Origin of the sequence: Parafilimonas sp., assembly GCF_051953455.1 — a bacterium.
In the GTDB taxonomy this organism is placed as follows: Bacteria; Bacteroidota; Bacteroidia; order Chitinophagales; family Chitinophagaceae; genus Parafilimonas.
This window is the reverse complement of the sequence record NZ_JBQCIT010000006.1, coordinates 62,116-81,920: the sequence shown is the minus strand read 5'-3', so window position 1 is coordinate 81,920 and position 19,805 is coordinate 62,116. Positions and strand designations below refer to the sequence as shown.

The 19,805-nt window shown below is 39.1% G+C and carries 18 protein-coding genes; 9 read left to right on the top strand and 9 right to left on the bottom strand.

All coding sequences use genetic code 11. The features are described 5' to 3' along the window. Positions 1–3: 3 nt before the first annotated feature. A complete protein-coding gene (locus ACTHN6_RS01405; RefSeq protein WP_440433919.1) occupies positions 4–948 on the bottom strand; it encodes an NAD-dependent epimerase/dehydratase family protein in 945 nt (314 codons plus the stop codon). A 139-nt stretch (positions 949–1,087) separates the two neighbouring features. Between ACTHN6_RS01405 and ACTHN6_RS01400 the strand changes: the two genes are divergently transcribed. Continuing rightward, positions 1,088–1,561 carry a hypothetical protein gene (locus ACTHN6_RS01400; RefSeq protein ID WP_440433918.1) on the top strand — a complete coding sequence of 158 codons (474 nt, stop codon included), beginning with the start codon at positions 1,088–1,090 and terminating at the stop codon, positions 1,559–1,561. An 80-nt stretch (positions 1,562–1,641) separates the two neighbouring features. On the opposite strand, the gene ACTHN6_RS01395 is transcribed toward ACTHN6_RS01400, so the two are convergent. After that, a complete protein-coding gene (locus ACTHN6_RS01395; RefSeq protein ID WP_440433917.1) occupies positions 1,642–2,436 on the bottom strand; it encodes a TIGR00266 family protein in 795 nt (264 codons plus the stop codon). Between the two features lie 203 nt (positions 2,437–2,639). On the opposite strand from ACTHN6_RS01395, the gene ACTHN6_RS01390 reads away from it, so the two are divergent. Further along, positions 2,640–4,040, top strand: a complete 1,401-nt coding sequence (locus tag ACTHN6_RS01390; protein WP_440433916.1) for an APC family permease — start codon at positions 2,640–2,642, stop codon at positions 4,038–4,040. Here the strand turns inward: ACTHN6_RS01390 and ACTHN6_RS01385 are convergent. Both ACTHN6_RS01385 and mqnB read right to left on the bottom strand, forming a co-directional pair. Next, a complete protein-coding gene (locus ACTHN6_RS01385) occupies positions 4,037–4,864 on the bottom strand; it encodes a 1,4-dihydroxy-6-naphthoate synthase (protein WP_440433915.1) in 828 nt (275 codons plus the stop codon). The two genes, ACTHN6_RS01390 and ACTHN6_RS01385, sit on opposite strands and share 4 nt — an antisense overlap. Before the next feature lie 8 nt (positions 4,865–4,872). Continuing rightward, entirely contained in the window at positions 4,873–5,541 is a 669-nt protein-coding gene (mqnB, locus tag ACTHN6_RS01380) for a futalosine hydrolase (protein ID WP_440433914.1), read from the bottom strand. A 196-nt stretch (positions 5,542–5,737) separates the two neighbouring features. Here mqnB and ACTHN6_RS01375 point away from each other — a divergent pair, with 196 nt between their 5' ends. Together ACTHN6_RS01375 and ACTHN6_RS01370 are read left to right on the top strand one after the other, a co-directional pair. Further along, positions 5,738–6,571 carry a tetratricopeptide repeat protein gene (locus ACTHN6_RS01375; protein WP_440433913.1) on the top strand — a complete coding sequence of 278 codons (834 nt, stop codon included), beginning with the start codon at positions 5,738–5,740 and terminating at the stop codon, positions 6,569–6,571. A gap of 22 nt (positions 6,572–6,593) precedes the next feature. Beyond that, complete coding sequence (locus ACTHN6_RS01370; protein ID WP_440433912.1) at positions 6,594–7,274, top strand: OmpA family protein; 681 nt, start codon at positions 6,594–6,596, stop codon at positions 7,272–7,274. Positions 7,275–7,321: 47 nt separating this feature from the next. Here the strand turns inward: ACTHN6_RS01370 and ACTHN6_RS01365 are convergent, their stop codons facing one another. After that, positions 7,322–8,212 (bottom strand): SMP-30/gluconolactonase/LRE family protein, encoded by an 891-nt coding sequence (locus ACTHN6_RS01365; RefSeq protein WP_440433911.1) that lies wholly within the window; start codon positions 8,210–8,212, stop codon positions 7,322–7,324. An 80-nt stretch (positions 8,213–8,292) separates the two neighbouring features. Here ACTHN6_RS01365 and ACTHN6_RS01360 point away from each other — a divergent pair, with 80 nt between their 5' ends. Together ACTHN6_RS01360 and ACTHN6_RS01355 are read left to right on the top strand one after the other, a co-directional pair. Continuing rightward, positions 8,293–9,462 carry a sigma-54-dependent transcriptional regulator gene (locus ACTHN6_RS01360; RefSeq protein ID WP_440433910.1) on the top strand — a complete coding sequence of 390 codons (1,170 nt, stop codon included), beginning with the start codon at positions 8,293–8,295 and terminating at the stop codon, positions 9,460–9,462. A gap of 175 nt (positions 9,463–9,637) precedes the next feature. Then, a complete protein-coding gene (locus ACTHN6_RS01355; RefSeq protein ID WP_440433967.1) occupies positions 9,638–11,005 on the top strand; it encodes a flippase in 1,368 nt (455 codons plus the stop codon). Between the two features lie 132 nt (positions 11,006–11,137). Here the strand turns inward: ACTHN6_RS01355 and ACTHN6_RS01350 are convergent, their stop codons facing one another. The 3 genes from ACTHN6_RS01350 to ACTHN6_RS01340 form a co-directional block, all read right to left on the bottom strand. Continuing rightward, entirely contained in the window at positions 11,138–11,290 is a 153-nt protein-coding gene (locus tag ACTHN6_RS01350; protein WP_440433909.1) for a hypothetical protein, read from the bottom strand. A gap of 28 nt (positions 11,291–11,318) precedes the next feature. Then, positions 11,319–14,882, bottom strand: coding sequence for a VCBS repeat-containing protein (locus tag ACTHN6_RS01345; protein WP_440433908.1), 3,564 nt, complete (start codon positions 14,880–14,882; stop codon positions 11,319–11,321). Positions 14,883–15,031: 149 nt separating this feature from the next. Next, positions 15,032–15,178, bottom strand: coding sequence for a hypothetical protein (locus ACTHN6_RS01340; RefSeq protein WP_440433907.1), 147 nt, complete (start codon positions 15,176–15,178; stop codon positions 15,032–15,034). A gap of 964 nt (positions 15,179–16,142) precedes the next feature. Here ACTHN6_RS01340 and ACTHN6_RS01335 point away from each other — a divergent pair. The 3 genes from ACTHN6_RS01335 to ACTHN6_RS01325 all read left to right on the top strand — a co-directional run bounded on the left by ACTHN6_RS01335 (position 16,143) and on the right by ACTHN6_RS01325 (position 17,931). Beyond that, on the top strand, positions 16,143–16,745 hold the full coding sequence (locus tag ACTHN6_RS01335; protein WP_440433906.1) for a dihydrofolate reductase family protein: 603 nt from the start codon (positions 16,143–16,145) through the stop codon (positions 16,743–16,745). Between the two features lie 120 nt (positions 16,746–16,865). Then, positions 16,866–17,477, top strand: coding sequence for a dihydrofolate reductase family protein (locus ACTHN6_RS01330; RefSeq protein ID WP_440433905.1), 612 nt, complete (start codon positions 16,866–16,868; stop codon positions 17,475–17,477). Between the two features lie 340 nt (positions 17,478–17,817). After that, positions 17,818–17,931: a DUF4274 domain-containing protein gene (locus ACTHN6_RS01325; protein WP_440433904.1), complete on the top strand. Its 114-nt coding sequence runs from the start codon at positions 17,818–17,820 to the stop codon at positions 17,929–17,931. 724 nt (positions 17,932–18,655) lie between these two features. On the opposite strand, the gene ACTHN6_RS01320 is transcribed toward ACTHN6_RS01325, so the two are convergent. After that, the gene (locus ACTHN6_RS01320) at positions 18,656–19,435 is read right to left on the bottom strand and encodes a hypothetical protein (protein ID WP_440433903.1); all 780 of its coding nucleotides are present in this window, start codon (positions 19,433–19,435) and stop codon (positions 18,656–18,658) included. Between the last annotated feature and the right edge of the window lie 370 nt (positions 19,436–19,805).

Genomic DNA, 19,805 nt, shown 5'->3' with positions numbered 1-19,805 from the left:
TTATTATTGTTGCAGGTTTTTCAGCATATCTGCGGTTATTTTTTCAAGATCATATTCATGTTTCCATCCCCAGTCGGTGCGGGCTACAGCATCATCAATGCTTTGCGGCCAGCTATCTGCAATGGCCTGCCTGTAATCCGGCTGATAGATTATTTCAAATTCAGGGATATGCTTTTTTATAGACGCTGCAATTTCAGCAGGGGAGAAGCTTATACCTGAAATATTGTATGATGTGCGAATAGAAATTTTATCTGCCGGCGCTTCCATCAATTCCATCGTGGCACGAATGGCATCCGGCATATACATCATGGGTAAATAAGTATCTTCTTTTAAAAAGCTGGTATATTTTTTATCTTCTATGGCATCATGATATATTTCCACCGCGTAATCTGTAGTGCCACCGCCGGGATCTGATTTGTAACTGATCAAACCCGGATAACGAAGGCTACGAACATCAACACCAAAGCGCTTGTTATAATAATTACACCAAAATTCGCCTGCATATTTACTAATACCATAAACGGTTATGGGTTCAATTATAGTTTGCTGTGGGCAATTTTTCCTAGGTGAGGTGGGGCCGAAAACAGCAATGCTGCTTGGCCAGTAAACCTTTTGCAGGTTTTCTTCCCTGGCTATATCCAATACATTCAGTAAGCCCTGCATATTAAGGTTCCAGGCAAGGTTTGGATTTTTTTCACCTGTTGCAGAAAGTATGGCAGCAAGGAGATATATCTGTGTAACGTTCTGGCGTATTACCTGCACATGCAGCATTTCCTTGTTCATTACGTCAAGCGAAACATAAGGGCCTGTGCCGCGGAGCAATGGATTTTCTTCCCGCAGGTCGCTGGCAATAACACTGGCATTGCCGTAAATTTTTCGCAACGCCATGGTTAGTTCCACACCTATCTGTCCGCTGGCGCCTATCACCAAAATTTTTTCCTTTATCACAAAGAAGTATTTATTGTTTTGAAAGCAGCAAACCTAATGAAAGATTAATTTCGATATAATGGCTTTAAAAAATATTAACTGCTGTGCTGCCGGCTATGCAGCGTCTCTTTTTTATATCTTGTGAAGCTAAATAAGTAAGATGAAATATAACCTGCTTTTTTTATTAATGACCTGCGTTGCCTGCAATAACGATGGTAGTGAAACTAATAACGGTGCAGATACAATAAAGGACTATGATACCGGAACTTCGTCGCCCGCAGAAACCATATCAGAATGTTATGAAAATATAAATGGCAAAGACACGGTGTTTTTAAGCATCTTCAGCCAATCGAAAGTTATTACAGGTTCGCTTGTATATAATTATTATGAAAAAGATAAAAACAGCGGCACCATCAAAGGCAACATGTATGGCGACACTTTAATAGCCGATTACATTTTCAGCAGCGAAGGGATAACCTCAACGAGGGAAGTAGCTTTTTTAAAACGGGAGTCGGCTTTTATTGAAGGCTATGGCGATATGCAGGAGGAAGGTGGCAAAATGGTTTTTACAAACAGGAGTAGCTTAAGCTTTAGCGGAAAGCCATTGCGAATGGTTAATTGCAAAGAAGAATGATAACCCATTAATATGGTTGATATTTGATGCCAAAGATTCAAAAGTCCGAAAGATGAATTTCTTTCGGACTTTCAGTTTAATCAATATCCATCGCCATCAAGCATATTACCAAACTTTCCTAAAATACTGCCTTCTTCCTTTCGTTTATAAGTGCCATAAGCCAGTATGCGGGAAGCCAGCCTGCTGATAGGCAAAGATTGTATCCATACTTTGCCGGGCCCGCGTAATACTGCAAAGAATAAACCTTCGCCACCGAATATGGAATTCTTGATGCCGCCGATAAACTGAATGTCGTAATCAACACTACCACTAAAGCCAACGATGCAACCTGTATCAATTTTTAATGTTTCACCCGGCATTAATTCTTTTTGCTGCACAAAGCCGCCGGCATGTAAAAAAGCCATACCATCGCCTTCTATTTTTTCCATAATAAAACCTTCGCCGCCAAATAAGCCTGTACCCAGCCTGCGCTGAAATTCAATGCCAATACTTACACCTTTGGCAGCGCATAAAAAAGCATCTTTCTGTGCAATTATTTTTCCACCCAGGTTATAAAGATCAAGCGGCACTATCTTGCCAGTATAGGGTGAAGCAAAGCTTACATGTTTTTTACCCTGCGACGTATTGGTAAAAGCCGTCATGAATAAATTTTCACCTACCAGCATGCGCTTGCCTGCACTAAATAATTTGCCCATTAAACTGGTATCCTGTTGCTGGCTGCCATCACCAAAAATAGTTTGCATGCTGATGCCATCATCCATCATCATAAAAGCACCGGGCTCTGCCACTGCTGTTTCACCGGGATCGAGTTCTACTTCCACATACTGTAGTTCTTCGCCAAAAATTTTATAATCAATTTCGTGATTGCGTATCATATCAAATAATTTTTCAGCGAATGTAAAAAAACATTTTGCGCATGCCTGCAAACTGTTATGCAAACGGTAGTTTTTATGTTTAACAGTTTATCATGTCTTACATACTGCATCTTCATCGGTTGCCTTCCGGAATTTAATTCACAATCAGCGTTTTTATGTAAAGCATTAATCAGCTAATATTGTAATCAAACAAAAAATAAATAATGAGTACACCAAAACTTAACCGTTCACTGGGCCTGCAACTGGTAATTGTGCTTGTAATAGGAAATATTATTGGCTCCGGTGTATATAAAAAGGTAGCGCCTATGACGGCTGAATTGCATTCTTCAGGCTGGGTGCTTGTTTGCTGGGTGCTTGCGGGTATTATTAGTTTATTTGGTGCATTATGTAATGCTGAAGTGGCCGGCCTGCTTGCCGATACAGGCGGTGAATATTCTTATTATCAGAAAATATATAATAAATTTTTCGCCTTTTTATTTGGATGGAGTTTGTTTGCGGTGATACAAACCGCCGCTATTTCTGCACTGGCCTATGTATTTGCAGAATCGCTTAACAGTGTTGTGCATTTCCCGGAGCTGCTGCCTTCAATGGCCGACGTAAGTATTGGCGGCATATTTTATCCCTTTGCTGATTTAAGCGTTAAGCTGGTGGCTATTTTACTGATTATATTGCTTACATGGCTGAACAGCCTTGGCATTAAAGCCGGCGCTGAAGTAAGCATGGGTATATTGATATTAGTATTTGGCAGCATCTTTACCATAATTGTTTTTGGCCTGGCCAGTGATGCCGCCGATATGGGCCGCATATCTATGGCGGTTGATAATAACACGCCCGTTACGGTGAGTGCCGTGTTTACAGCCATGCTGGCTGCATTCTGGGGTTACCAGGGTTGGGCATCTGCCGGTTATGTTGGCGGTGAGATAAAAGATGCCAAACGTAATTTGCCAAAGGGCATTGTTATCGGCATAATAACAATCATCATTTTATACCAGTTGGTAAATGCCACTTATCTTTCTCTGTTATCCATTCCTGAACTGGATGAAATTTATAAAGCCGGTAATAAAATTGCAGCCATTGAGGCAGTAAGAAATTTTTGGGGTGATAATGGTGTTTTATTTATTTCCGTTTTGATTGTTATTACAACATTAGGCTGCTGCAATGCAACCATACTATCAAGCTGCCGCACCTATTTTGCTATGGCAAATGAAGGATTGTTTTTTAAAGGCGTTGCTAAATTAAATAATAAACAGGCGCCTGTAAATTCATTATGGGTGCAGGGTGTTTGGGCCTGCATATTGGTATTGTCCGGCACTTTTGATCAATTGACTGATATGATCATTTTTGCCGTTTTTATTTTTTATGGCGCTACAACTTTAGGCGTGTTTATCCTGCGTAAAAAAATGCCTGATGCACCGCGGCCTTATAAAGTGTGGGGCTATCCTGTTGTGCCTGCTATTGTGGTAATCTTTTGTGCTGTGCTGATTGTAAACACGGTATTCAGCCGTCCGAGGGAAGCAGCCATCGGCGCTGCTTTAATGCTTACCGGCGTGCCGTTGTATTACTGGTTTAAACGCAAGAATAATACACTTGCAAATAAAGATTAGATATACTGCAGCATTGCAGTTGTGCCGGGATGAAGTTGAGCATATACATCTGTTAATTTCTTTACGGCTTCCTTTCCTTTATCACCTAACGTTATTGAGAAATCGTTTACATATAAGTCAATATGCTGGCGCATTACATGCTCGCTCATTTCCTGTGCATGCAGCCGCACATAATCACTTAATATTTTATAATTGTTTTTAAAAGAATATTCAACACTTTGTTTTATTAAACTATCCACTTGTTTTAAAACAGCTTTATCTATATCTTTTTTTGCAACAATACCACCTAACGGAATGGGCAATTGTGTGGTTGTTTCCCAGTAATCGCCAAGATCAATCAGCTTATGTAAGCCTTTATCCTGGTAAGTAAACCTGTTTTCATGAATGATTACACCTGCATCAACCTCACCATTTAAAACCGCATCTTCAATTTGATTGAATACCTTAAACACTTTATTTTTTGCGCCTGGGAATGCCAGCGAAAAAAGCATATGCGCCGTTGTGTTTTCGCCGGGAATGGCGATGCGCTTATCATCTAAATTATTTGTATCAATTGGAGATTTTGCAATCAACAAGGGCCCAACACCTTTGCCTAATGCGCCGCCGCTTTCCAATAAAATATAATTATTTACAATCAGCGGCAATACGCCATAGCTTATTTTGCTTACATCCAGTTTTTGCTGCAACGCCCAATTATTAAGCGTTTGCACATCTTCAAGCACTACCTCAAAATCAAGATTGCCTGTATCTATTTTTTTATTTACCAATGCATCAAAAATGAAAGTGTCATTAGGGCAAGGTGAAAATCCAAGCGTTAATTTCATATAAACGGCTAAGCCATTTTATAAAGTTTGTGAATGTATTTTATAAGCGCCGTATTAAGATTGTCAAGCGCTTCCCGCATGAGCCATTTGCTTTTATCCCTTTCGCCTACATAATTGCTCAATGCTCGCATCTGCATAAACGGTGTGCCGGTGCTGCGGCATACATAATGCAGCGCTGCACCTTCCATCGATTCAGTTACAGGATCAAATTTTTTAACGAGCTGCTTTATGCGTTCTTTGCGGGTGGTAATTTCATTTACAGTAATGCCGGTTACCGTTTTTAATTTAAGTAAATTGAATTTTTCTATATGCTGATTAGGCAATGCTGCCTTTTCGTAAGGATGATAGTTTGATCTTTCCAGTTTCATGTTAAACAGGTCGCGCCACTTGCCGTTTTCTTCAACGCCAATATCGCCGGCCAGGTCCTTCTCCACAGCTACCACTTTCCCTAAATCAACAGAAGCATCAAAACATCCGGCCAGTCCTGCCTGCAGCAATAAATCAGGCTTTTCTTCCAGCACTAATTTTGCCAGTGAAAATGTTGAGGCCAGCATGCCCACACCCGACTGGTGAAAGTAAACTTTAAACCGCCTGCTTTTTTCAGTATATAATTTATCAAGCCTGGTAAAACAGGGCATCCATTCGCCGACTGTGGCTGCCGTAATAAATACACGCATAACGGCCAAATTTCGGGATTAATGTTAAAAGCAGCCCGTAAAATGACTGAAAGTTTTCAAGGTATATATTTAATATCATGATGAATACATCTCTCATTTTTACCACAAACATGAATATTATTTTTAATTTGGCATGATTTTGATTTAGCTCAATTGTACTTTTTACATTGATTAATAAATTCTGAAAGCTCTATATATGAGTACCAAAAAAATTTACCTTTTTATTTGCCTGGTTTTTTGTTCCCTGCTTTTTACCAATTGCCGCAGCGGCCTTGTAACTATGACCAACGCCTGCTATAATGCTATTAAGGAAGGCAGCGCTTACAACGATGCCGGCAACTACAGCGATGCTGTTGACAAGTTTAATATAGTGCTGAAAAAATGTGATGCTTATGATGCTAAGGAAAAAGGTTATGCAGGCCTTGCAACGGCATATAATGGTATGCAACAATACAGCGAGGCATTGAATTCCGCCAATGCAGGTTTAAAAATAAGCAGTTCAAGTGTTGATAATATGTTTCAAAAAGCAGCGGCTGAACTGGGTTTGAATATGCAGGCTGAAGCAAAAGCCGATTTTGCAAAGGTGATTGATATGACAACGAAAAACAGGAATGTAAAAGACCGTGCTACCATTTATGCAAAAATTGCAGAGCTTGATCTTAAACAAAATATGTACAGCGATGCCATGAACAATGTGGATGCTGCTATACAAACAGATAATACCAATGCGGATTTTTATATACTGAAAGGCGATGTGTATGCCGCACAAAATATGTACAGCGATGCCATAACAGCCTATAACCAGGCCGTAACTTATGGTGGCAACAGCGCAAAAGTTTGGCAGGCAAAAGTGGAAGCCGAAGTGAAAATGATGCAGAAGAAATATAACACTGGCAGCAACACGTCTGACCTTGCTGCAAAAATATCTGCCGCCGACAAGCAAATGCTTTGCACGGATATTTCCCAAGCCAAAAATTATGGCGTGCATGTGCAGAACATTGACCTACTGCAATTAGCAATTTGTAAATAATACTAACAATAATAATCAAATCATGAAAAAAGTATTTGTATATGCCTGGATGGCTGCGCTTATAATTTCCGGATGCAAAAGCATGAATAATACGCAGAAAGGCACAGCTATAGGTGCTGGTGCCGGCGCCGGCGTGGGCGCAGCGGCAGGCTCTGTAATTGGCGGTAAAAACGGTACAGCCATTGGTGCTATAATCGGCGCTGCTGTTGGCGGCACAGGAGGTTATTTAATTGGCCGTAACATGGATAAACAGGCAAAGGAAATAAAACAGAAAATTCCTGATGCACAGGTAGAACGTGTTGGCGAAGGCATTAATGTAACCTTTAATTCAGCTTTATTGTTTAAGATTAATTCAAGCACACTAAGCGATTCTGCAATGGCAGGGCTTGATAAAGTAGCTGAAGTATTTGTAAAATATCCTGAAACAAATATCCTGGTGGAAGGCCATACCGATGACACCGGCACGGATGCTTTCAATATGCAGCTTTCAGAAAAAAGGGCCGAAGCCGTAACAAGTTATCTGGAGTCAAAGGGCGTTGCCGCCAACCGGTTTACAATTAAATGGTATGGTGAAACACAGCCTAAATATCCCAATACCAGCGAAGCTAACCGTGTGTTAAACCGCCGTGTTGAACTTGCTATTATAGCAAATGAAGAAATGAAGAAGGATGCAAAAGATGGATCACTTGATTCAGCAAATTAATATAGTGAGGTGAGTAGTGAGTTGCAGGTAATTCACTACTCACATTATTATTCAACACCCTTTACCTGCATCTTAATAATATAAACCGATTTCGAGGCTGTGATAAGCAAGGTTTTCTTATCCTTCCCTCCAAAACATACATTAGCTGTCCAGTTTTCAGGCACATCAATTTGTTCAATTTTTTCACCGGTATTATTATAAACAATTACGCCTTTACCGGTTAAATAAATGTTGCCTCTTTCATCAATTGTCATGCCGTCTGATGCTTCATTTACAAACAATGTTTTATTACTTAATGAACCATCAGCCTGAATTTCATAACGAAAAGTTTTGCCCACGCCCATATCGGCCACATATAAATATTTTCCATCGGCAGTGCCTGTAATGCCATTGGGTTTTACAACAGTGCTATCAACCAGCACCAGCTCTTTTTTACCGGGCGGAAGAAAATATAATTTTTCACCGCCTAACGCGGCATCAGGTTTTGTGCGGCTCCAGTAATTGCGCCGGTAATAAGGATCTGTAATGTACATGCCGCCAGTTTTCCTGTTTACCCAAACATCATTCGGGCCATTTAAAATATGGCCATTATAATTGCTCGCCAAAACAGTAATTTTTTTATGCTTGTTAATTGCAACGAGCTCATTGTTTTCATCAGCGCAGCTTATTAAATTTCCTTTGGCATCAAAATACATCCCGTTAGAACGTTTTGCACCATGCATAAACAATGAAAGTTTACCGTTAATATCATACTTCCATATGTTATCTTTTGGCTGATCAGTAAAATATATATCGCCGTTTTTATTGGTTGCCGGCCCTTCGGTAAAAGAAAAATTGCTGTCAATTAAAATCAGTTCAGCGCCCGGCATTGTTACCTGTGCTTTTGCAGGGAGAGCAAAAGCAACCGGCAATAAAAGAAAGAATATGCTTTTCATCATAAAAATTAAAGTTTTGAAATTAGTAACTTCTTTTTGCAACCTGTTTATTACCTTGCTGCGCTCTAAATATAAAAGATAATATGGCAAAAATTTCCGGCAATATCTTGATTATTGATGATGAACGTTCCATAAGAAAAACCTTAAATGAAATTCTTTCTTATGAAGGGTTTAAAATTGATGAGGCTGTTGATGGCGAAGAAGGTTTAAAGATGTTTACCGATAAAACGTATGATGTGGTGCTGTGCGATATTAAGATGCCTAAAATTGACGGCCTTGAATTTTTAGTGCAGGCCGCAGAGATAAACCCCGATATTCCTGTTATTATGATCAGTGGGCACGGCACGATTGAAACAGCAGTTGATGCTGTAAAAAAAGGCGCTTATGATTATGTTGCCAAACCGCCAGACCTTAACCGCTTACTCATAACCATACGCAATGCGCTCGATAAAAATTCACTGAGTAAGGAAGCCAAAGTGCTGCGCAAAAAGGTAAGCGGCGTGCAGGAAATGATAGGAGCTAGTGATGGCATAAAAAAGATAAAAGATACAGTTGAAAAAGTGGCCCCAACCGATGCCAGGGTTTTAATAACCGGCGAAAACGGTGTAGGTAAAGAACTCGTGGCAAGATGGCTGCATGCAAAAAGCAAACGTGCCGATCAAAACCTTATTGAAGTAAACTGCGCGGCTATTCCTTCAGAATTGATAGAAAGCGAATTATTTGGTCATGAAAAAGGTTCTTTTACATCGGCTATAAAACAGCGTATCGGCAAATTTGAACTGGCCAATGGCGGTACTTTATTTCTGGATGAAGTGGGCGATATGAGTTTGCCTGCACAGGCTAAAGTATTACGGGCATTGCAGGAAGGCAAAATTACACGTGTGGGCGGCGATAAAGAAATAAATGTGGATGTGCGTGTAATTGCCGCTACCAATAAAGATCTTTTGCGGGAAGTGGAAGACAAGAACTTCCGTATAGATTTATATCATCGTTTAAATGTGATATTGATTAATGTGCCTTCTCTTAATGAACGCAAAGATGATATCCCGTTATTGATTGATAAATTTCTTGAAGACATTGCTACAGATTATGGCCAGGCAAGAAAAGAAATAGATGCCAAAGCTGTTGCAGCTCTACAGCGCCATAGCTGGACAGGTAATATACGCGAACTGCGCAACGTGGTGGAGAGGCTGGTTATATTATCAGGTAAAACCATTACGGAGAGCGATGTTACAAGCCACGTATTGATTTAATGCGTTCCGCATATTCAGTTAAATCATTGGTTAATTCATCCATGTTCTATTACCAGCTGGATACTTCACCATTGTTTGCGGCATATGCCTGCTTTGGTACGAGATTCTTTTTGAAGATACTTTATTAATTTAGTGCGGGTTCCGTACAGCTTATTATTAATCACTATAAACCTTAATCATCGCTATAAATTTTTTTAAAAGATATTTTTCATCTTACTGGATACGATCCGCTTTTTACACTATACTCCAACGTTTTTCTCTTACGCTTTTCGGGCTGATCAATTTCATGGTACTTGTACGTGTATTGTCGCACACCGAAATGGGAATATGGGCATTGTTCTTAACCGTTACCTCAGTTTTTGAAGCTTCCAAAAGCGGGTTATTAAAAAATGCACACGTACGTTATGTAAGCAGCAGTAGTATAGATTCTGAGAAGGTTGCCATTGCTTCCTCATCGTTTATTATTAACCTTATTGTGAGCATCATTTTTATAGCGTTTATAATGTTCGGTTCGGAATGGCTTAGCGCTGAATTAAATGCAGACTTAGCGTTGTCGTCCATGCTGCAGTGGTTTATCCCGGGTGTTATATGTATGATATTTTTTTCGCACCTGGAAGCTGTGCAGCAATCTTACCTTGACTTCAAAGGTGTGTCTGTAAGCTACCTGGTGCGGCAGGTAAGTTTTTTTATTTTAATAGCAGGTAATCTGCTCCTTAAGGCAAAACTTTCTTTAAACCTGTTGGCGCTGTATCAATTTATAAGCATACTCATCGGCACAACAACCTTGTATATATTTACGCGGAAATATTTAGTGCATAAATATGCGCCCAAAGCAGCGTGGATAAAAAAGATTTTAGGATATGGCGGTTATATTTTCGGGTCGGGTATTATGGGGAATATTTATTCCAACATAGACAAGGTGATGGCTGCAAAATTTATTTCAAGCAGCTCGGTATCGTTTTATAATACTGCTTCGCGCATAAACGGAATGGTTGATATTCCATCTTATGCCGCTGCAGAAATTCTTTTTCCCAAAACTGCACAGGCATCTGCACATGAGGGCAAAGACAGGGTGAAATATCTTTATGAAAGAATGGTATCCATTTTACTTTCTTTTACTATTCCGCTTGCCATTTTTGTTATCCTTTTTCCTAAACTGGTTATCACTATCATTGCAGGGCCTTCTTATTTAGATGCGGTACCCATATTACAGTTATACATGCTTTCCAGCCTGTTCAGGCCAATGCAAAACCAGGCAGCCAATCTTTTAAACTCTATTGATAAACCAGCATTATGCTTTTGGATAAATACGCTGGGCTTGGTGGAAGGCCTGTTAATTAACTATGCCTGTTTTTATTATTTTGGTTTTTATGGAGCAGCCATAGGAACATTGATCACTTCTGTATTAGGAACCATTTTCTGGTATTTTGTTATGCGGTATCATATAGGATTTGAAATCTCCGCTATTGTAAAGTATATCGCTGAATTTTATAAAACAGCTTATGCAGGTTTGATGAAAATATTGAATAGGAAAAAAAGCTGAAGAAGGCACATCCCGCCCCTTTTCGTTTCTCCTTCATGCCATGTTATCTTTCCCTGCTCCGCCGGCGAAGATGAAGCAAAGGAGGGTGAAATGGCCGCCCGTTGAGATGAATGATCAGAAAAAATATACTATTTACCATTTACCATTAACTTTTTCCATTCTTGTTGAAAACCGCCTGTCTAACTTTTTGCCATCGTTAAAACTTACATGGAAAAAACCGGTTACATAATAAACATCATCGGCTTCCTTTTCAATTAAATCATGTTCCAAAACAAGCTTCCCCATTTTTTCTTTCGACCGGAAATATTTATGCTTATTTAAATTGTAAGGTTCGTTTTCTATTTTTATTATTGATGATATCAATGGAATCAATGCTGTTGTTTATTGCAATGAATAAGGAAGATTGCGATAAATACGAATTGCCATGGTATACCTCCTGCTTTCTTATACCGCCGTTTTTCAGGTGAATAAAAATTATTTTATCATCCGGGTTAAGGCTAACAAAATTTTGAATTTTTTTCTTTAATTGAAATAATTCCAATGGCCCGCGGTTTTGCGAAGCGGCTATCCAATAACGATTATCAGCGCCTCTTAATTTTACTAATGCTTTTGCATTGCCGGGAATATAAATACCGGTCTGGCGTATTGACTGAGTTACAAAGCCTCCTTTTCCGTCACCTAATAAAACAAGCCCGTTCATTGCATCATATCTTCCATTCATTACTTCGTTGCCGAAATCGTTGCCGCAAAGTATTACATCCATATTCCCATCGTTGTTTATATCATCTGCAACCATACCAAATACGGGTGCCATTTGTGCCAGCGCCGGTAAAGGATGCAATTTAAATTTACCGTTGCCCAGGTTTTCAATATAGGATGTTTGCAGGCAGTTAACCTGCAGGTGCAAAGCGTTTTTTAAAGCAGCAGGAGAGAGGATATCCTGAATATCTGCCGCACCAAATTCTTTATATGTCGGGAATTTTTTCTTTAATGATGGCAATTGGCTAACAAGATCGTCGCGGTTAAAAGCGGGATATTCTGCTTTATTTCCATGCTGATCTTTTAAATACATCGTTATAACCGGATCGGTGGTTCCATTGCCATCAAAATCGCTGGCATATACATTTAGCGGGTATTCTTTACTGGCTTTAAAGAATGAATTTTCGCCTAGATTACCGGCGATATAATCTATATCGCCATCGTTATCAAAATCTCCTGCTACGAGGCTGCTCCACCACCCCGTTTCTTTACTTATTCCTGTTTGGCCGGTAACGTCTTTCAACTTCCCATTTTCATTTTTAAAAAATTTCAACGGCATCCATTCTCCGGCCAGTAACAGGTCTGTCCATCCATCGTTATCAAAATCTGTCCACAACGCATCACATACCAGGCCTATATTATTTAATTGTGGCGCTACCTCGTTTGTTATATCGGTAAACTTTAAAGCACCGGGTTTTGAATCGTTTCTGTAAATAAATGAGTTTACTGGCAGCGGGTAACTGCCTGGCAAAACCCTGCCTCCAATAAATAAATCAAGATCGCCGTCGCCATCTATGTCAACAGCCTTTATACAGCTTTTGCTGGTATAATTTATGGGCAAGGCGGCCGTGTCAATGGTAAAATTTCCTTTGCCATCATTTACAAAAAACTGGTCCTGGTAATTTTTTGTTTGCGGCGGCGATTGGTTGCTGCCACTAACGCAATACAAATCGTTGTCGCCGTCATTATCCGCGTCAAAAAACAATACGCCCAGGTTTTCGGGCCTGCGCATACCGCTATTGAATGCCGTAGTCATATCTTTTATTTGAAATGTGCCATCGGCCCGCTGCAGAAAAATTTTTGCTTTATAATCCCCGGTGCCACCGATTAGAATATCGTCGAGGCTATCGTTGTTTACATCGGCCACAGCAAGCCCGGGCCCATAACTGGATAATTTATGCGGCAGCAGGGGTTCATCATTAAAATCAACATAATCCATCTCGTTGTGGTTATAAAATATCCTGGCTTTATTAGTTATATTAGTGAATAAAGCATTTGTATGGAAAGACGGTTGAATAGTTGTATCCGGCAATGCATTTTCTGCATCAACCCTTATTAGCTGATTTGTTTTAATATTATAAAGCACCTGTTTTTTAGCCGGCCATTTTACAACGATGGAATCAATTACGCTAACATTACCAAGACCAAAGAAAGCTTTGCTGTCAACAGTTGAAAGATAACCCCGATAAGGTGTGTTTTCATACGATTGCATTTTGCCCCGGTCGTAATAAATGGTGATGCATGCACCCAAACCAAAAGTGTTATTATGACCACCATTGAAAGCAACCTGAAGATAGTTCCTGTTTATTTTATTCCTGGCATTGGTGGTGTTCTCATAAACAAAAGCTTTGTCGTTTATGTTGTTGATAACATAATCAAGATCGCCGTCATTATCAAGATCAACCGCAACAGCGCCACTTGAAAAAGAAGGCTTGCTAAAGCCCCATGCTTTTGTTACATCGTCAAATCTTAAATCGCCTTTGTTTCTGAAAGCATAATTGGGGATTTTTATCTGGGGTATTTGCCTGATGAGTTCCTTTTTCGACATAAGTTTGGAGGCATTATTCCTGAATACTGCAAAATCATGATCGGTAACATCCCTTGGATAACCGTTTGTTATGATAAGGTCCCTGTAACCATCATTATCAAAATCCGCTAAAGATGCGTTCCAACTCCAATCTGTTTGCGCAACACCGGCACAAAAACTTATATCGGCAAAAACAGGTTCGGCAACAGAGTCATTATTTAATAAATACGGCCCCATATTTAGCTGCAACGTGTTTCGTACATACTGCAGTTCGAAACCCAGGTTCATCATATTCTGAGAAACGAAATAATTAGAAGTATTCATGTTTTTTTTCTTTCGGAAATTATCTTCAGGATTCATGTCAACTGAAATTATATCCGGTAAACCATCATTATTTATATCAGCTATATCATTGCCCATTGCATTTTGAGAGGTGTGCTTAAAATACCGTTTTACTTTATCTGTGAATGTTCCGTTCTTATTATTGATCCATAAATGATCACTGCCCAAAAAGTCATTCGTTACATACACATCCTTCCATCCATCGTTATTAATATCTGCAATGTTTATCCCCAATCCAAAGCCAGGTTCATTAATGCCTGCCTCTTTTGAAACATTGGTAAATACCGGATGTTTTAAAACAGGATTCCAATCGTTTCTGTACAGTTTGTCTATATCGCTGCTATCTATTTTTACAATATTTGAATTAAAAGCTGTGCTTTCTCTGTTTGCCAGCCTTGTTGTTACCAGGTACATATCAAGATCACCATCATTATCATAATCAAAAAAGGCGGCCTGTACACTCCAGCTTGTATCTGCCAGGCCATATTCTTCTGCCATTTCGTTAAAAACCGGAACACCCCTGCTGTTTATACCCTGGTTAATATAGAAAAGGTTTTTTCTTTGCTGTGGTGCTGATTTGATTGTTGTACTCACGTAAATGTCTTCAAGCCCGTCGTTGTTGATATCAACTACGGAAGCCGCATTGCTCCATTCACCGGCGCCGCCAACTTTTGCTTCAGTTGTTACATCTTTAAATTTGAAATTGCCACGGTTAAGATATAGCCTGTTTGATGTAGTGCTCGCGGTAAAATAAAGATCAGGCAGTCCATCTTTGTTAAAATCACCAACGGCAACGCCGCCCCCATTGTACATAAATTCAAGGTCAAGCGGGTTGACGGAATCGTTTTCAGCCACTTTATTATTAAACTCAATGCCTGTGTATGAAGCAGGGCGTTGTACAAATAATGCAGGCTGATTGGTATTACAGCTAACCAGCAGCAACAAAAAAAAGAAAGCAATCAGTTTCATTATCATTTACGTGATTAATTAGCGACTATAAAGATTTACGAAGAATTAAAGTAAATGGATTTTTAATTTTCTCCTGCCTGTTTTCAAGAATAAGTTTTGCAGCCGTTTCACCCATTTTTGCATGATTTGTTGAAAGCATACTTATGCCATCAAGCAATATTTCCTTCAGCGGTGAGCAAAGCGTTTATAGCTTCTTTGTAAGTAACGCCCTTAACTATAATTGCATTTGCTTTTTTGGGTTGCACTTTGCCGATTAATGAGACGGCGCAATTAACAAGGATTAATAAGTACTTCATTTGTTACTGTTTATCTAAATATAAGTTTTTATTTTTTTAGTGTGTATGAATAATAAAAGATGGTGTCGTCTTTTTTAAGATGGTTATTAGATTGATGTTTTAACGATTAAACCAAACGTGCTCCATGAAAACTAAGAAACCCGCAAAAAGTATTGGTCAAGCTATGTGAAATATAAAGTTAGTATCGTTTAGGTTTATTCGGGTATCAGTTGAATTTGAATAATAAATAGAGCTGCAAATCAATTAATTAGTTATAATCAATAATTTACAGCTCTATTTTCGTCGGGTGGACTGAACGCACCAAAAGTTTTTAACCAGCTATTTCTCAAATCATTGCAAGGATTAGCTTTCTTAGTTCACCTTTTTGTTCGCAACGAACCTGAATGATTTTATATAACTCAAAGATATTATTTGATTACAATATTGAGTAAATTTTGCTATTATAATTATAATTGTGCTTTCGGCGGGAAATTATGATGAAACAGCTCGTTTTCAGATGATTTACTACATGCTGTATCCTTCCCTGCAATACATTAATAGATTGGATCATGAAGTCTGATACACCAGGAGAGTTAATACATAAATGTAAAGTAAAGCATGCGATATTGATTAGAACGGTTGTCGCAATTTCTCTCTTAAGTTGACGTGTTTACACAGCACGAGATGTTCAAAAGGCTTCCATCTTTGCATGGTCAATAAATTCAAACTATCGTTTATGAAGTTTACGAAATTTTTTTTCAAAGTGGATACACTTAAAGCAATATTGCTAATCGGAAATCACAATCGGCTATTGTTCCCTGGTGAGGGCAAGTAAGCCTGATGATGGACACGAAAACCGCATTAGGATACCTCGATAGTTTTTTAGACTAACAGTATCCGCTATTAAAAGATGCTTGCAAAAGCTTCGACTATTCAATGAAATCAATACAGCAACTATTCCAATTAACCAATAAAACACAATCAAATGAGAAAGATCATTGTCCAGGAGTTTATTACCCTTAATGGTATCATGCAAGCACCAGGAGGGCCAGAGGAAGACACTTCAAGTGACTTTAAATATGGCGGCTGGGTAGCACCCTATTTTGCAGAAATTGATGATGAAGCAAATGAGTTTATGCAAAAATGGATGAAGTCGACAGATATTCTTTTAGGCCGGAAAACATTTGACATTTTTGCCTCTTACTGGCCAACACATGAAGAGACGTGGCCCGGCATCAATCAGGTTACCAAATACTGTGTTAGCAGGACACTCGAAAACTCCGACTGGAATAATTCCGTTTTCCTAAAAGATTCAGATGATATAAAAAAGCTAAAAGAAGGGGAAGGTGATGAAATAAAAGTTCATGGGAGCGGCGATCTTGCGCAGACACTCTTCGAGCATGATCTTGTTGATGAACTCTTTTTGATGATTTTTCCCATTACACTACCAACCGGCAAGCATTTGTTTGACAAAGGCACTATTCCGGCGGCATTCAAACTAATAGACAGTTTGATTACAAAAAACGGTGTCATATTCGTTCATTACAAGCGTTCCGGAGAAGTGAAAACAGGCACAGTTGGAGCTTAATCCCATAACTGTTGCATAGGAAAAAATCTGATAGGCTGCAATATTACTGACAGATAAAATATGAGTGAAAGGACATTGCAATAGCATCGCTCCAATTCAAAAACTCATACAAATAACAATATGGCTAAGACAAAAGTTACTTCCGGACTCACTATTACTCTTGATGGATTCGGCGCAGGCCTCAATCAAGGTTTCGATAAACCATTTGGCGACAATTTCGATTCAGACTTGCTCGACCGCTGGATGTTTGAAGAGCCCGAAAAACATAAACATAAAAAAGAAATAGACGCCATTCTTGATGCAGGTGCGTTTATTATGGGTAATAATATGTTTGGTCCTCAAGACAGGCGAGGCAAGCCGGAATGGAAAGGTTGGTGGGGTGACAATCCTCCATATCACGCTCCGGTTTTCGTACTCTCACATACAGCGCGGGAACCCATAGAAATGAAAGGCGGAACGACATTCTACTTTGTGACAGATGGCATCGAATCGGCGTTGAGTAAGGCGAAGGAAGCGGCAGGACATGGAAATGTAAAGATCATGGGCGGAGCCAATACGATTAATCAGTATTTGGCGGCGGGATCCATTGATGAATTATGGTTGCATATAGTTCCTGTGACTGTCGGCGCAGGAACCCGGCTTTTTGAAGGCCTACCTGATCTCAAACTTGAACCGACAGAAATAAGCGGAACCAGTGTCGTGACGCATATCAGATACAATATTTTGAAATAAAATATCTAAGATTAAGAAAGTGAACTAATATTATCGGAAAATAATGCTTTTTCTTAACCATTGTTTGTCAACGAATTAATATTAGCAAGGTGTTTTTGTAAAGTTGAAGCAAAAGAAGTCCTAACACAAGATTTAAACATCTTACTTTCCCCCGAGTTTTCTGAATCCATTGATACTGGGGCACGTCATATGTGACCCTCTTTTAAGGTTTGTTAAACCCCATTGTATGCTACATTTTCCCAGGCAATATCTTGTGCCAGTATAACCAGGGTAATAGGTGTCTCTTTAACTGGTACATGCTCCACCTTTCCAAAGTTTTTTCGAGACAATTGATAACTCTTTGGAGTATCACTATATCACAAGTATTTACAACTGGGACGACGGCACTGAAGTATTAAGCTGGATTATTAACAGTTCTCTTTGCGACTCAGCTACAGCAAAAATGATTTTCTGACGTTCACAACCATCTTACTATACCAGATTCTCGACAAAAGAAGAAGCTAGTTTTGACGGTGATGTCTTTGAGCTAATAACAAAGATTATTGACAATTTCCGAACGGGATTTTACACCAATCAAAATATTGCGTATGACCCGACGGATGACCCGTCTGCGGACGAGACAGACTACAAAGACCCTAAAGCTAAATGGGACATTCCTGAATTTATGAAAGAGCGATCCACAGGAGTTGAAGTAGATTTTGACTAAGAACTGCAACTAATAAGGAGACTTGCCAAAGGGCGAGCCGACCTGCAAAAGTCAGTATCTGTAACCACCTTAATGCAAATGGCATTACGCATTGGTTTGCTAAGCGGCAATTTTTGCCTGGTGATACAACGGAAATATTAAGGACTTACTGTCGGCAGAGAAGCAACTATATACCGCAAAGCGTTGAAGTCAACCACAAAATAGAATATGGTTTTTAGAAATAACCTTATGCACTCCCAACATAATACCTGTTCTTAGATCAAAAGCCAATCATAAATTTGAAATCACTGGCGATGGCCCGGGTTTAAATCCATCACAAACTTAAACTACATATTGCGTTAGTCAGACTTGTAAAATGACACATGAAAATTCTGTGAGCAATACCAAACCACTGGCTGGAATACAAGACACATACAGTTTAAAGAAAGAGACTGCTACAATGCAATCTCTTTCAAAATGAGTACTTCTATAACTAATCTATTCCTAAACGAATAGCTCTTTCAACTGGTGAATGATCGCCATCAGAATTTGAAATAGATAATTCCCCCCTTAACAATAAAGGCGGTTGTGCCATAAATTTAGGAGTAAGTCCCTTGTGAGGTTGAGCTGAATGAACCAAAAACGGATGACATAAATAAACTGTACCTGCTTCCCCGGTTGCATAGACATCTTTTCTTTTTGGTAACTCCGCTAACTTGCCCGCAAGTTCCATAAAAGAAAAACCCTTATTTCCTTCTTTAGACAATAGCTTTGCAACATCTATATGAGAACCTTCATAAATAGCCGTTGGCGCATCATTTTGGCTGACATTGGAATATAAAACCAGCATCAATAGCGCTCGTCCTTTCGATTTAACATTAACACGCCATTCAAAAAAATTATTTGGCTCATTTCCGGGAAAACTCGCGTCTACATGTTTACCGATATCATTTGGCTGTTCACTGGATGGAAATCTTACAGGAAATGTTCCTACACTTTTGCATGGAATCCATTTGTCTTGACCAATTAACTGGTTAAAAGCAGAATGTAACTTTGGAGTGTTTACGGAATTGACAAAAGGTTCACCGGCATATATTCCCAAACGAATTACAGGTTCAATCCAGGTTGAAGGATTAAATCTATCACAAGGAAGATCATTCCAAAGAATATCTAAAACTGCATTAGAAATTTCTTTTGAAAAAGCATCGTCAATTCGAATAAAACCATTTTGAACGAATTGTTCTATTTCGTTAGGATTTAAAAATTCTGACATAAATTCTGATTAAATAATTATATGCTCAGTAACTACCTACTGAGCAAGAATTTGATTATGATTGAAAAAATTGGAAACAAGAATGCACTTGCTTAATATAAAAATATTAGCGAATTGCTAGGAGCTAAGCTGAAAGGATATTATAACATTACTGTCATTCTCATCAGGCAAAATTATAAAACACAAACAAAGTGCGGCGCATAATATACACTGCGCAAAAAATCAAACAGGGCTATAAAACTTTTAGACTGACTCCTAAACATAACTAATGTGTTTAGTGGTTATTTGCAGCATTGAGCCGGCCTGACAGGACTTATCCATCAATTATTTTCTTACTTTTCTTTTCATTTTCAATCACAGCAATGAGAGC

Bases quoted from the DNA above. Each gene is read 5' to 3' on its own strand.
- ACTHN6_RS01400 (WP_440433918.1), top strand. From the start codon at position 1,088: ATGAAATATAACCTGCTTTTTTTATTAATGACCTGCGTTGCCTGCAAT.
- ACTHN6_RS01395 (WP_440433917.1), bottom strand. From the start codon at position 2,436: ATGATACGCAATCACGAAATTGATTATAAAATTTTTGGCGAAGAACTA.
- ACTHN6_RS01390 (WP_440433916.1), top strand. From the start codon at position 2,640: ATGAGTACACCAAAACTTAACCGTTCACTGGGCCTGCAACTGGTAATT.
- ACTHN6_RS01385 (WP_440433915.1), bottom strand. From the start codon at position 4,864: ATGAAATTAACGCTTGGATTTTCACCTTGCCCTAATGACACTTTCATT.
- mqnB (WP_440433914.1), bottom strand. From the start codon at position 5,541: ATGCGTGTATTTATTACGGCAGCCACAGTCGGCGAATGGATGCCCTGT.
- ACTHN6_RS01375 (WP_440433913.1), top strand. From the start codon at position 5,738: ATGAGTACCAAAAAAATTTACCTTTTTATTTGCCTGGTTTTTTGTTCC.
- ACTHN6_RS01370 (WP_440433912.1), top strand. From the start codon at position 6,594: ATGAAAAAAGTATTTGTATATGCCTGGATGGCTGCGCTTATAATTTCC.
- ACTHN6_RS01365 (WP_440433911.1), bottom strand. From the start codon at position 8,212: ATGATGAAAAGCATATTCTTTCTTTTATTGCCGGTTGCTTTTGCTCTC.
- ACTHN6_RS01360 (WP_440433910.1), top strand. From the start codon at position 8,293: ATGGCAAAAATTTCCGGCAATATCTTGATTATTGATGATGAACGTTCC.
- ACTHN6_RS01350 (WP_440433909.1), bottom strand. From the start codon at position 11,290: ATGGGGAAGCTTGTTTTGGAACATGATTTAATTGAAAAGGAAGCCGAT.
- ACTHN6_RS01345 (WP_440433908.1), bottom strand. From the start codon at position 14,882: ATGAAACTGATTGCTTTCTTTTTTTTGTTGCTGCTGGTTAGCTGTAAT.
- ACTHN6_RS01340 (WP_440433907.1), bottom strand. From the start codon at position 15,178: ATGAAGTACTTATTAATCCTTGTTAATTGCGCCGTCTCATTAATCGGC.
- ACTHN6_RS01335 (WP_440433906.1), top strand. From the start codon at position 16,143: ATGAGAAAGATCATTGTCCAGGAGTTTATTACCCTTAATGGTATCATG.
- ACTHN6_RS01330 (WP_440433905.1), top strand. From the start codon at position 16,866: ATGGCTAAGACAAAAGTTACTTCCGGACTCACTATTACTCTTGATGGA.
- ACTHN6_RS01320 (WP_440433903.1), bottom strand. From the start codon at position 19,435: ATGTCAGAATTTTTAAATCCTAACGAAATAGAACAATTCGTTCAAAAT.